This window comes from Streptomyces sp. NPDC098789 (genome assembly GCF_044759975.1).
Taxonomy (GTDB): Bacteria; Actinomycetota; Actinomycetes; order Streptomycetales; family Streptomycetaceae; genus Streptomyces.
Map to the genome: position 1 here is coordinate 174894 of NZ_JBIWAJ010000009.1, position 12969 is coordinate 187862.

Here is a 12969-nt window from a genome sequence, read left to right on the forward strand (position 1 = left end):
GGCCGGGTCGGACGCGTTTCGCGCGGACGGCGCGGGGGCCCGTACGCGATCCGCGCGGCCCCACAAGTCCCCCGGGCAGGGCGGATCTTAGGCCCGCACGGCCGGAGCGAGGGGCTCCGGAAAAATTTTCGAATCTCGGTGGAGTGTGACGGCCCCTCCCCGTCTCTTATCTGGTGTCGGCCGCTTCGAGCCGCTTGCCGCGAGACCCCGAAACCCCAGCGCCCCACGACCGCCCCAGGGCGGAATCAGCGCTGCCCGAAAGCACCAGCCAGGCCGAGCAGAGGGATGAACATGCCCGACATATCCGCACTCAACCTCGACGTGATCCCCCAGCCCACCGCATCCCTCGGGGTGCTGCCCACCGTCGCCGCGGAGAAGCACCCCGACACCCCCTTCCTGTCCGACACGGCCTGGCGCACCTACGACGGTCCGGTCCGCACCTTCGCCGAGTTCGCGCGGGCCGTCGACGACTACGCCGACCGGCTGTGGGCCGCCGGCATCCGCAAGGGCGACGTGGTCGCCGTCGTCCAGCGCAACCACATCGAGGTCGAGGCCGTCATGTGCGCCCTCGGCAAGATCGGCGCCCTGCCCGCCCTGCTCTCCTCCGGCATGGAGGTCGGCGAGCTGCTCGAATGCTTCGCCCGGCTGGACAACCCGTACCTGCTCGTCGACTCCCTCGGGCTCTCCCTCTTCGGCGATGCCCGCCGCGCCCTGCGGCTCCTGGTGCGCAACGTGCTGTGCCTGGAGCCGACCGAGCAGAACTGGGTCGTCCCGGTCCAGGACCGGCTGCCGCACGTGGCGAACCCGCGCGACGAGGACGAGTGGTTCGTCATCACCCACTCCTCGGGCACCACCGGCGCCCCGAAGATGGCGGCCCACTCCACCCGTTCGCTCTTCGGCATGGTCGCCCCGATGATCATGATCTTCCGGGACCAGTACTCGACGGACGACCTGAACGCCAAGCACCTGTCCTTCGTCCACGCCCGCACCTGCGCCGGCACCCTCGCCTCGCTCGAAACCGCCATGCCCGCCCTGGCCATCGCCGACCCGGACCCGGCCAACGTCAAGCGCCTGATGCTCGAACACCGCCCCACCTCCCTGGAGACGCACCCCAACGTCTACATCCAGTGGGAGTCGCTGGCCGACGACCCGGACCGCCCCTTCCAGCACGTCGAGCGCTTCATCAGCACCTTCGACGCGATGCACCCCCGCACCGTACGGGCCCTGCTGGGCGCCTCCGAGCACCCCGACGCCCACTACTTCCAGGCGTACGGCCAGACCGAGTCCGGCCCGATCTGCCTGCGCATCGTGACCCGCGAGGAGTCCGCGGACTACTCGCCGCGCAACGTCGGTCACGCCGGCGGCGGCATGGAGATCCGCATCGTCGACGAGCAGGGCGTGCCGCAGCCCGCCAACACCCCCGGCATCATCGAGACCCGCTCGCCCGGCCGCATGCGCGGCTACGTCGGCGGCGACCCGATGCCGCCGCAGGACTCCTGGTGGCCGATGGGCGACATCGGGCGCCAACTCGACGACGGCTCCCTCGAACTCCTCGACCGCGTCGTCGAACACGTCGACGGCGTCGGCAGCCTCCTGGAGAAGGAGGACCACCTCCTGGAGGCCCTGCCCGAGCTGGTCGAACTGGTCCTGGTGAAGGCCGAGGACACGGAGGACAGCGAGGTCTTCGCCGTCGCCTGCCCCCGCCCCGGCACCGTCCCCGACCCCGAGCGCTTCCGCGCCGTCGCCGCCGAGGCCGGGCTGCCCGACCTCCAGGTGCGCTTCTGGGAGTGGGAGGCCATGCCCATCACCGGTTCCTACAAGGTCCGCCGCTCCGTGCTCCGCCGCAAGCTCGCCCGCCGCATCCAGCGCACCACCACCCCCGCGAAGGAGTCCTGACCGCGATGGTCCAGCTCTGGAACCTGCTCTCCGCGTCCGTGCACGACGCGACGACGCTCCACACCCCCTCCCGGCAGGAGGAGCCCGTCAGCGGCCCCGCCCTGTTCGCCCGCGCGGAGCGCACCGCGGGCGGCATCCTGGCCGCCTGCGACGGCCGCCGGCCGCTGCGCGCCGGACTGCTCATGGCCAACGGCGAGCCCTGGGTGCGCGGCCTGCTGGCCCTGTTCCGGCTCGACGCCGCGGCCGTGCCGCTCGCGCTGCCGGTCGCCTTCGGCGGGGCCGACGCCTACGCCGCGCACATCCGGCGGATCGCGGCCGACGCCTGTCTCGACGCCCTGCTCGTCGACGGGAGCCTCGGCAGCCGGATCGTCTCCCGCGTCGCGGCCGCCGTACCGCACCTACCGGTCATCGACATCGCCGAACCGCCCCAAGGCGCCGTGGAGCTCCCGCCGGTGCGCGGCGGCGGCGACGCCGCGGCCGTCATCCAGTACACCTCGGGCAGCACCTCGGCGCCCAAGGGCGTCGTGATCACCCACGCCAACGTCGAGGCCGGACTCGACGCCATCGGGGACGGCACCCGCTGGGGCCCCGAGGACGCGCTCGGCCAGTGGCTGCCGCTCTTCCACGACATGGGCCTGTTCACCCTGCTCGCCTCGCTGCGCCACGGCACCAGGACCTCGCTGTGGCAGCCCGGCGACTTCGTGCGCCGCCCCATGCAGTGGCTCGGCGAGTTCGCCGCGTCCCGCTCCACGATCCTGCCCGCGCCCAACTTCTTCTACGACTACCTCGTCGCGGCCGCCGCCAAGGGCATCCCCGACGACCTGGACCTCTCCGCCTGGCGCTACGGCGGCAACGGCTCCGAACCGGTCAGGCTGAGCAGCCTGGAGGCCTTCCAGCGGACCTTCGCCCCCTACGGGCTGCGCCCGCAGGTCGTCCAGCCGAACTACGGCCTCGCCGAGGCCACCCTCATCGTCAGCAGCGGCGTCCCGCGCACGGACTACCGCAGCCTGCTGGTGGACCGCGCCGACCTGACCCTCGGCGACCGGATCACCGAGAGCGCCGAGGCCGGACCCACCGTGCGCTCCGTCGTCTCCTGCGGTCCCGCCGTCGCCGGCATCGAGGTCCGCATCGGTGACGCCGAGGGCGCCCCGCTGCCCGAGGGCACCGTGGGCGAGGTGCAGATCGGCGGAGCGCCCGTCACCGCCGGGTACCTAGGCCTGCCCGCCGCCGAACAGCCCTTCACCGCCGACGGGTTGCTCCGTACCGGCGACATCGGCTTCCTGCACGAGCGCGAGCTGTACGTCATCGGCCGGATGAAGGCGATGGCCGTCGTCCGGGGCCAGAACTACTACGCCGAGGACGTCGAAGAGATCGTCAAAGCCACCCCCGGGGTCGACCGCAGGCACTGCGCCGCCTTCGCCTGGGACGTCGAGGGCGAGGAACGCATGGTCGTCATCTGGGAGTCCCGGCTCGACGGGGAGAGCGCCGCCGCCGTCGGCGAGGCCATCCGCGCGCGCCTCCTGGAACACCTGGGCCTGGGCGCCGTGGAGACCCTCGCCGTCTCCCCGCAGACCCTGCCCTTCACCAGCTCCGGCAAGGTCAAGCGCTCCGGCGCGGCCGACCTCTACCGCCAGCAGACCGCCACCCCGACCGCTACCCAGACCGCCACCCTGACCACCGCACCGGAAGGACCCGCCCAGTGAGCGCCGAGAAGACCCTGGACACCGTCGTACGCGCCCTGGCCCACCAGGCCAACGTCCCCACGACCACGATCGACACGGACAAGCCCCTCACGGCGGTGCCCGGCATCGAGTCCGTCAAGGCGCTGCGCGCGATCACCGACATCGAGGACGAGTACGACGTCGTCATCCCCGACGACTTCCTCTTCGAGACGGCGACCGTCAGCGAACTGGCCGCCTTCGTCGCCTCCTTGATCCCGGAGGGCAGCTCCGCATGACGACGACCGTGGAGAGCGCGGCGCCCGAAGCGCTGCTCGGCGCCCTCGGCCGCTTCACCGTCGTGCCCCGGGACATCGGACGCTACGACACCGACGCCCGGACCGCGGCGCAGGCCCTGCGCGCCGCCCCCGAACAGGTGTCCCGACTGGCCGCCGAGGGACTGCCGCACGTCACGGACTCCGCGCGCGGCCCCCTCTTCGACTACGACGACCTGATGAACGTCGGCATGTTCTGCGGGACCGGACAGACCGTGCCGGAGCTGGGGCTGCGCTTCCTCATGCGGTTCGCCGCCGCCTCCCGCGACAGCTGGTACGCGCCCCGGGAGTGGGAGATCGGCGTCCACCCCGCCCGCAGCGCGGGCGGCGAGGACGCGGGCGCGACGGCCGCCGCCGGCCGGCTGCCCGAGGTGAGCGTACGGGTGCCGGACCTCTCGGCGCCCGGGGTGGAACTCCTCTCGGAGCACCCCTTCGAGGACCCCCTGCGCGTCGGCGGCTACACGGCCACCGTCCGCCTGACCGGCGCCGACCAGAGCGTGCGCGACCCGCGCATCCACGCGGCGTGGAACGAGGTCGTCGAGGGCCTCGCCTCCCGCCGGGTCACCTACCAGACGGTGCCGGAGGCGCTGCGCGCCGACCACCACCGGGCCTGGGAGATGGGCATCGCCGACTGCGTGGTCGCTTCCCGCCTGCTGGCCGACCGGCTGCGGGCGGCCGGTCTGCGGGCCACCGCGCGGCGCGGCTACCTCCTCGGCCTCTTCGGCAGCGACCACGCCTGGTGCGACGTCGTCGAGGACGGGGTGCACAAGTCCCTCGACCCGGTCTTCGCCTTCGTCGCCACCGTCGGCGACGAGCGCGGGGTCGCCGAGTCCCCGGAGTTCGCCGCCGCCTGCTTCGGCAGCCGCTTCAACCGACTGCTGCCGTGCCGCACGGACAGCGCCGAACCCCTCGTCTACTTCGACGGCGAACCCGCCCCCTACTGGGCGATGGTCGGCGTCAGCGCCCGCCCCCGGAGGAACGCATGAGCCTGGCACGCACCCTCGTACGGCAGAGCCTGGACCACCCGGCCCTGCTCGACCGGATCACCGACGGGGCCCCGCTCGCCGGCGCGGGGGTCAACTCCGGCGAACTCATCCGGCTCGCCCTGAACATCGAGGACCACCTCGGCCGGCCGCTGCAGGACGAGGAACTGCTGGAGCTGACCTCCATCCACGCCGTCGCGCAGCTGGTGGGGAACGGGGCGGCCTGAGATGTGGCTCAACCACGTGGTGCGCCGCGCACTGGAACGCACCCCCGACGCCCTCGCCCTGCGCGACGCCGCCCGCGACGTCAGCTGGCGGCGCCTGCACCGCGACGTGGAGGCGCTGGCCGCCCGACTGCGCCGGGACGTCCCGCGCGGCAGCCGCGTCCTGGTCCTCAGCGGCAACCGGGTCGAGGTCATCGAGACCTACCTGGCCTGCGCGTCCGCCGCGCTGGTGGCCGTACCCGTCAACCCGGCCCTCACCGACCGCGAGCTCGACGCGATCGTCGCCTCCGTGGAACCGGCCGCCGCGGTCGCCGACACCGAGGGCCTCGCCCGGCTCGCCGCCCTGTACCCCGCGCTGCCGCTGACGGACATCACCGTCGTCGGCGACCTCCCGGACGCCGGGCCGCGGCCGACGCCCCACGACGGCGCCGGCCTCGCCGACCCGGTGATGATCCTGCACACCTCCGCCACCACCGGCACCGCCAAGGGCGTCGTCGTCGACCAGCGCTCCCTCCAACTGAACGCGCTGTCGTGGCTGGCCGACGTGGGGCCGCGGCCCGGCACCGTCTTCCTCAACGCCGGCCCGCTCTTCCACGGCAGCGTGGTGATCGCGCTCGACCACCTCGCGGCGGGCGGCACGGTCTGCGTCCTGGACCGCTTCACCCCGCAGGGCTGCCTCGCCGCCCTGGAGCGCTGGCAGGTCGAACACGCCTTCCTCGTACCGTCCATGGTCCGCCTCACCCTCGACGCGCGGGCCCTGCCCACCACCGACCTCGGCGCGCTGCGGCTGCTCCTGCACGGCGCGGCCCCGATGCCCGCCGAGCTGGCGGCCGAGGCGCGCGAGCGGCTCGGCGTCGAGCTCCAGACCGTCTTCGGCATCACCGAGGGCGGCGGACCGGTCGTCTCGCTGGCCCCGGACACCGAGGTCGGCGCGCCCCCGATCCCCGGCGCGGTCTGCGTCGGACGCCCCATGCTCGGCACCGCACTGCGGATCACCGACGCCGACGGCCGCGAAGCCGCAGCGGGCGCCCTCGGCGAGGTCCAGGTGGCCGGCGCCGGCCTGATGCAGGGCTACTGGAAGCGCCCCGAGGCCACGGCCGAGGTACTGCGCGACGGCTGGCTCAACACCCACGACATGGGGTGCGTCGACGCGGACGGCCTGGTCTGGATCGTCGACCGCCGCAACGACCTGATCCTGCGCGGCGGCCAGAACGTCTACCCGGCCGAGATCGAACACGTCCTGCGGCAGTCGCCGAACGTCGCCGACGTCGTCGTCGTACCGGTGCACTCCCCGGTCTGGGGCCAGATCCCCGTCGCGTTCGTCCAGCCCCGGACCCCCGAGTCCTTCGACGCCGCCGAACTGCTGGGGCTGTGCATCGAGGAACTGGCCGCCTACAAGCGGCCCAGCCACTTCCTGCCGCTGGAGACCGTCCCGCGCAACCCCGCCGGAAAGGCACTGCGGCCCCGGCTGCGGGAGCTGGCCCACCGGCTCGTCATCGAAAGCGAGAACACCCCGTGACCACCACCGACTACACGCGCCCGGAGATCCTGACGGCGCTGGCCGGCGAATGGGCCGTCCCGGTGCAGGGCAACGCCGTCATCCAGTGGGACTACGACCGGCGCAACGACAAGATGGTCCGGCTCTACCAGCAGGGCAAGCAGCGCCAGTGGGACATGGACGACCGCCTCGACTGGGACCACGAGGTGGACCCCGACGACCCGCTCGGCCTCCCCGACGACTTCATCTCCATCTCGGGGTCCAAGCTGTGGGACCGCATGCCCGAGAGCGAGCGGACGATCGTACGCAAGCACAGCAGCGGCTGGCTGTACTCGCAGTTCCTGCACTCCGAGCAGGCCGCCCTGATCGCGGTGGGCAAGATCCTGCTCACCGTCAACGACCTGGACTCCAAGCTGTACGCGGCCACCCAGCTGATGGACGAGGCCCGGCACGTCGAGGGCTTCAACCGCTTCCTGCACACCAAGATCGGCCTGCGGTACGGGCTCTCCCCGTCCATCGCCGCGATGTTCGAGCACGCGATGCGCGAACCGCGCTGGGACTTCGGCGTGCTCGCGGCGCACATCCTGGTGGAGAACATGGGCCTGGCCACCTTCGGCGTGCACCGCGAGCGCCTCAAGGACCCGCTGGCCCGCGCGTTCAGCGCCTACGTCGCCCGCGACGAGGCCCGCCACGTCGCCTTCGGCCGACTGCTGCTGCGCGAGTACTACCCGCAGCTCAGCGAGACGGAGCTGAAGGAGCGCGAGGACTTCGTCGTCGAGGGCTGCTGGGCGCTGCGCGACCGGTACGTCGACGACGACATCTGGAACACCCTCGGCTACGGCGAGGAGGCCATCAAGGCCTCGCGCCGCTCGCCCGCCAAGCGGGAGTTCCGCCGCCTGGTCTTCATGCGGATCGTGCCGGGCCTCAAGGAGATCGGCATGTTCGGCCCGCGGGTGCAGGAGGCGCTCCAGAAGATGGGCGTCCTCGGCTTCCACTCCGTGGACGAGGCCGCGCTGCGCGAGCTGGACGACAAGGCGGCCGTGGACGAGCTGACGCGGCGCGAGATGGACTTCCGCCGCCGCGACATCGCCTCCGTCGTCGACCTCGGCTCCCTCACGGCGGACGGCGTACCCGTCGCGGACGGCGCACCCGCCGCCTCCTGAGCGGATCCTGCGCGCCCCGCCGCCTCCTGAGCGGGCTCCGCCCGCCCCCATCCGTCCCGCCCCCGGACCAGCGGAGAGACCGACATGCTCGAAGCCACCCTCCCCCCAGCCCGGCCCGGTCGCATGCGCGGCCTCGCCGCCCCCGACGCCGACACCAGCGGGCGGCGGACCCTGACCGGGCTGGCCGACGGGACCGTGCCCGACCCGCCCGCCGCGCACACCCTCGCCCTGCCGCCGGCCACCTCCTGGCTGCCCGGCCTGGTCACCTGCGAGACGGAGTTCGACGCGCGGCTGACGCTGACCCCCGGGGTCGTCTTCGGCGGCTGGATCGCCTGCCTCGTCGACCACTTCGCGGGCCTGGTGATGCTGTCGGCGATCCCCGACGGGTCGGGCTTCCTGACCGCCGGGCTGTCCGTCGTCTACCACGCGCCGCTGTTGCCGGGGCCGGTGACCGTGGAAGCCGTACTGACCAGCTGCTCGACCCGGCGCGCCGTCGCCGAGGTGCGCTTCCACCAGGACGGGTGGCCCGCCTGTACCGGGACGGTCGAGCAGATCATCCACCGGGCCGGGAGCCACCGTGCGTGAGAGCGAGCTGGACCAGGAACACCTCGACTTCCGCGCCATGGTGCGCGCGTTCGTGGACCGGGAGATCGCCCCCTTCCACGCCGACTGGGAGCGGGCCGGGCTGGTCGACCGGCAGGTGTGGCGCGCCGCCGGCAAGCACGGCCTCCTCGGCATCGACGTCCCCGAGGAGTACGGCGGCGGGGGCGTGCGCGACTTCCGCTACCAGGCGATCATCAGCGAGGAGATCATGCGGGTCGGCGCCACCGGCGTCGGCTTCGCCCTCCACAACGACGTCGTCGCCCCGTACCTGCTGGACCTCGCCACCGAGGAACAGAAGCGCCGCTGGCTGCCCGGCTTCTGCTCGGGCGAGCTGATCACGGCCATCGCCATGACCGAACCGGAAGCCGGCAGCGACCTCCAGGCCATCCGCACCAGCGCCCGCCGCGACGGCGACCACTACGTGCTGAGCGGCGCGAAGACCTTCATCACCAACGGCATCCACGCGGACCTGGTGATCGTGGTGGCCCGGACCGAGCCGGGCAGCGGCTCGCGGGGACTGAGCCTGCTGGTCGTCGAGCGCGGCATGCCCGGCTTCGAGCGCGGCCGCAAGCTGGAGAAGATCGGCATGGCCGCGCAGGACACGGCCGAGCTGTTCTTCGACGAGGTGCGGGTGCCGGTCGCGAACCTGCTGGGCCGGGCCGGACGCGCCTTCCTGTACCTGGCGAACAACCTGCCCCAGGAACGCCTCGGCATCGCCGCCTACGCCGTGGCCGCCGCCGAGACCGCCTTCGCGCAGACGCTCGCCCACTGCAAGTCCCGCAGCCAGTTCGGGCGGGCCATCGGTTCCTTCCAGCACGTCCGCTTCGAACTCGCCGAGATGGCGACCGAGTTGGACGTGGCCCGCACCTACGTGGACCGGGCGCTCGCCGAGCACAACGCGGGCCGGCTCGACGCCGTCGCCGCCGCGAAGGCCAAGTGGTGGGCCACCGACGTCCAGCGCCGCGTGCTGGACCGCTGCGTGCAACTGCACGGCGGCTACGGCTTCATGCGCGAGACCCCGGTGGCAAGGGCCTTCGTGGACAACAGGGTGCACGCCATCTACGGCGGCACCAACGAGGTCATGAAGGAACTCATCGGCCGCGACCTCGGCGTCTAGTCCTGTCCTGTGGCCCTCTTTCCCGAACGGAGAACGTACGTGAGTGACAGACAGCTGGAGGTCTGCGTCATAGGCGCCGGCCCCCGTGGGCTCTCGGTGGTGGAGCGGCTCTGCGCCGACGCGCGCGAGCGGGCCGCCGGGACCACCGTCACCGTGCACCTCGTGGACCCGGCCCGGCCGGGCGCGGGCAGCGTCTGGCGCACCCGGCAGTCGCACCACCTGCTGATGAACACGGTCGCCTCCCAGGTCACCCTGTTCACCGACCCGAGCGTCGAGATGGCCGGCGCCCCCGACCCGGGACCCAGCCTGTACGCCTGGTCCCGCGGCCTCGTCGACGCGGCCGCCCACGACGCGAACGCCCACGACGGAACCGCCTACGACGACCAGGTGCTGGCCGAAGCCAGGGACCTCACCCCGGACTCGTACCCGACGCGCGCCTTCTACGGGCACTACCTGGAGTGGGTCTTCCGCCGCGTCGTGCGCACCGCACCCCCGCGGCTCACCGTCCACGTCCACCCCCTGCGCGCGGTCCGCCTCCACGACCAGGCCGACGGACGCCAGTGCGTCACGCTCGCCAACGGCACCCGCATCGCCGACCTCGACGCCGTGGTCATGGCCCAGGGCCACCTGCCCCTGCTCCCCGACGCCGACGAGCGGCGGCTCGCGGAGTTCGCCCGTACGCACGGCCTGCGCCACGTCCCGCCGGCCAACCCCGCGGACACCGAGCTGTCCGCCGTCGCCCCGGGCGAGGCCGTCGCCCTGCGCGGCCTCGGCCTCAACTTCTTCGACCACATGGCCCTGTTCACCCTCGGCCGCGGCGGCACCTTCGAGCGCCACGACGGGAGCCTGGTCTACCGTCCCTCGGGCCGCGAACCCCGCCTGTACGCCGCCTCCCGGCGCGGAGTCCCGTACCACTCGCGCGGCCGCAACCAGAAGGGCGCGCACGGGCGCCACCACTCCCGGCTGCTGACCCCGGACCGGCTGGCGCGGCTGCGCGCCGTCGCCGACGTCGAGGGCCTCGACTTCGTCCGCGACCTGTGGCCGCTGATCGCCAAGGAGGTCGAGACCGTCTTCCACACGGCGCTGCTGGCCCGCCGGGCGGCCCCCGAGCAGGCCCGCCGGTTCGAGGAGGACACCCTGGCGACGCCCTGGGGATCCGCCGAGGAGAGCGAGGTGTTCGCCCGCTTCGGCATCGGCCCCGAGGACCGCTGGGACTGGGAGCGGATCGCCCGCCCCTACGGCGACCGGTCCTTCCGCGACGCCGAGGACTTCCGGGCGCGGCTGCTGGAGGTCCTGCGCCGGGACCTCGTCGCCTCCGAGGAGGGGAACGTCGACGGCCCGCTGAAGGCGGCGCTGGACGTCCTGCGCGACCTGCGCAACGAGATCCGGCTGGTCGTGGACCACGGCGGGCTCACCGGCCGCTCCCACCGCGAGGACCTGGACGGCTGGTACACCCCGCTCAACGCCTTCCTGTCCATCGGTCCGCCGCCGCGCCGCATCGAGGAGATGATCGCCCTCGTCGAGGCCGGGGTGCTCACGGTCCTCGGACCGGGCATGCGGGTGGAAGCGGACGAGCGGGCCCGCGCCTTCGTCGTCGCCTCGCCCGAGGTCCCCGGCTCGCGCACCGAGGTCACCACCCTGATCGAGGCCCGGCTGCCCGAACCCGACCTGCGCCGCACCGCCGACCCGCTGCTGCGGCACCTGGCCGCCACCGGGGCCTGCCGCCCCCACGAGATCCGCGACCTCGACCACGGCTCCCACCGCACCGGTGGCGTGGCGGTCACCGCCCGCCCCTACCGGCTGGTCGACGCCGCGGGCCGGGCGCACCCGCGGCGCTTCGCCTACGGGGTGCCGACCGAGGCCGTGCACTGGGTGACGGCGGCCGGCATCCGGCCCGGCGTGAACTCGGTGACCCTCGGGGACTCCGACGCGATCGCGCTGGCGCTGCTCGACCTCGCCGTGCCGGCCGCGGTGCCCGTGCCCGTACCCGCCGGAGCCGTGCCGCGGGAGCGCCCGTGAGCGCGCCGCGCCCGGTGGGGGAGCCGGTACCGGACGCCGGCCTGTTGTCGCCCGTACGGGCGGGCACCGCCGCCGAGGCCGCGACGGGCGACACCGCCGTCCTCCAGGCGATGCTCGACGCGGAGGCCGCGCTGGCCCGGGCCCAGGCCCGGCTCGGCGTGGTGCCCGCCCGCGCCGCCGGGGCCGTCACGGCCGCCGCGCGCGCGGAGCTCTACGACCTGCGCGAGGTCGCGGTGCGCGCCCGGGCGAGCGCCAACCCGGTGGTGGCGCTGGTGCGGATGCTCACCGAAGCGGTGGCCCGCCAGGACCCCGGGGCGGCGCAGTACGTGCACCAGGGATCCACCAGCCAGGACGTCCTGGACACCGCGCTGATGCTGGTCGCGGCCCGCACCGCGGACCTGATCCTGGCGGACCTGGACCGTACGGCCGCCGCGCTGGCCGCGCTCGCCCGCGCACACCGGGACACCCCGATGGCCGCGCGCACCCTGGGCCAGCACGCGGTGCCCACCACCTTCGGGCTCAAGGCGGTCGGCTGGCTCCAGGCCGTACTGGACGCCGAGGAACGGCTGCGCCGGGTCCGGGAGGAGGGCCTGCCCGTCCAACTGGGCGGCGCGGCGGGGACCATGGCCGGCTACCTGGAGTACGCGCGCCTCGGCAGCGGCAGCGGCAGCGGTGACGGCTTCGCTCCGGTGCGGGAGCCGGACGACTACGCGCCGCGGCTGACCGCGGCCGTCGCCGCCGAACTCGGCCTCGCCGAACCGCTGGTGCCCTGGCACACGGTGCGCACCCCGCTCGCCGACCTGGCCGCCGCCCTGTCCCTGACCGCCAGCGGGCTCGGCACGCTCGCCGCCGACGTCCAGCTGCTCTCGCGCACGGAGACCGCCGAGGTCACCGAGGCGGCCGCCGAGGGGCGCGGCGCCTCCTCCGCCATGCCGCACAAGCGCAACCCGGCCCTGGCCGCGCTGATCCGGTCCGCCGCCTACCAACTGCCCGCTCTGGTGGCCACCCTCGCCCAGGCCGCCGTCACCGACGACGAACGGCCCGCCGGAGCCTGGCACGCCGAGTGGGAGACGCTGCGCACGGCCCTGCGGCTGACCGGCGGCGCCGCCGCCACCGCCGCCGAGCTGGCCGCGGGACTCGTCGTCCACCCCGCGCGGATGCGGGCGAACCTGGAACTCACCGGCGGCCTGGTGGTCTCCGAGCGGCTCGCCGCCCTGCTCTCGCCGGAGCTGGGGCGCGCCGGTGCGCGGAGCCTGGTCTCGGCGGCCTCGGCGCGCGCCGCCGGGAGCGGCCGCCACCTGGCCGACGTACTCGCCGAGGCGCCGGAGCTCGCCGGCCGCCACGACGCCCCCGCGCTGCGCGCGCTGTGCGAACCCGCGCACTACACCGGGGCGGCCGCGGCCCTCGTGGACCGGGTCCTGGCCCGCCACGCGCGCACCCGACGCCCGGGCTGACCGCCCCCCGACGACGCAG

The 12969-nt window shown here is 74.0% G+C and carries 11 protein-coding genes; all 11 read left to right on the forward strand.

Going from position 1 to position 12969, the window contains the following annotated elements:
- The first annotated feature begins 291 nt into the window (after nucleotides 1–291).
- The 11 genes from ACIQWR_RS20375 (at nucleotide 292) to pcaB (ending at nucleotide 12950) form a co-directional block, all read left to right on the forward strand.
- Nucleotides 292–1896, forward strand: coding sequence for a class I adenylate-forming enzyme family protein (locus ACIQWR_RS20375; protein ID WP_404011259.1), 1605 nt, complete (start codon nucleotides 292–294; stop codon nucleotides 1894–1896).
- Nucleotides 1897–1901: 5 nt separating this feature from the next.
- Nucleotides 1902–3599, forward strand: coding sequence for an AMP-binding protein (locus ACIQWR_RS20380; protein WP_404011261.1), 1698 nt, complete (start codon nucleotides 1902–1904; stop codon nucleotides 3597–3599).
- Nucleotides 3596–3853: an acyl carrier protein gene (locus tag ACIQWR_RS20385; RefSeq protein WP_404011263.1), complete on the forward strand. Its 258-nt coding sequence runs from the start codon at nucleotides 3596–3598 to the stop codon at nucleotides 3851–3853. Before ACIQWR_RS20380 ends, ACIQWR_RS20385 begins: the two co-directional genes overlap by 4 nt.
- A complete protein-coding gene (locus tag ACIQWR_RS20390; protein WP_404011266.1) occupies nucleotides 3850–4875 on the forward strand; it encodes a hypothetical protein in 1026 nt (341 codons plus the stop codon). The genes ACIQWR_RS20385 and ACIQWR_RS20390 overlap by 4 nt, the downstream gene beginning before the upstream one ends.
- On the forward strand, nucleotides 4872–5099 hold the full coding sequence (locus tag ACIQWR_RS20395) for a phosphopantetheine-binding protein (RefSeq protein ID WP_404011268.1): 228 nt from the start codon (nucleotides 4872–4874) through the stop codon (nucleotides 5097–5099). The genes ACIQWR_RS20390 and ACIQWR_RS20395 overlap by 4 nt, the downstream gene beginning before the upstream one ends.
- 1 nt (nucleotide 5100) lies before the next feature.
- Nucleotides 5101–6615 carry a class I adenylate-forming enzyme family protein gene (locus ACIQWR_RS20400; RefSeq protein WP_404011271.1) on the forward strand — a complete coding sequence of 505 codons (1515 nt, stop codon included), beginning with the start codon at nucleotides 5101–5103 and terminating at the stop codon, nucleotides 6613–6615.
- Nucleotides 6612–7757 (forward strand): ferritin-like domain-containing protein, encoded by a 1146-nt coding sequence (locus tag ACIQWR_RS20405; RefSeq protein WP_404011274.1) that lies wholly within the window; start codon nucleotides 6612–6614, stop codon nucleotides 7755–7757. Before ACIQWR_RS20400 ends, ACIQWR_RS20405 begins: the two co-directional genes overlap by 4 nt.
- Nucleotides 7758–7841: 84 nt before the next feature.
- The gene (locus ACIQWR_RS20410) at nucleotides 7842–8342 is read left to right on the forward strand and encodes a PaaI family thioesterase (RefSeq protein ID WP_404011277.1); all 501 of its coding nucleotides are present in this window, start codon (nucleotides 7842–7844) and stop codon (nucleotides 8340–8342) included.
- Nucleotides 8335–9477, forward strand: coding sequence for an acyl-CoA dehydrogenase family protein (locus ACIQWR_RS20415; protein WP_404011279.1), 1143 nt, complete (start codon nucleotides 8335–8337; stop codon nucleotides 9475–9477). Before ACIQWR_RS20410 ends, ACIQWR_RS20415 begins: the two co-directional genes overlap by 8 nt.
- A gap of 39 nt (nucleotides 9478–9516) precedes the next feature.
- Entirely contained in the window at nucleotides 9517–11496 is a 1980-nt protein-coding gene (locus ACIQWR_RS20420) for an FAD/NAD(P)-binding protein (protein WP_404011281.1), read from the forward strand.
- Entirely contained in the window at nucleotides 11493–12950 is a 1458-nt protein-coding gene (gene pcaB / locus ACIQWR_RS20425; protein ID WP_404011283.1) for a 3-carboxy-cis,cis-muconate cycloisomerase, read from the forward strand. Before ACIQWR_RS20420 ends, pcaB begins: the two co-directional genes overlap by 4 nt.
- The last annotated feature ends 19 nt before the right edge of the window (nucleotides 12951–12969 follow it).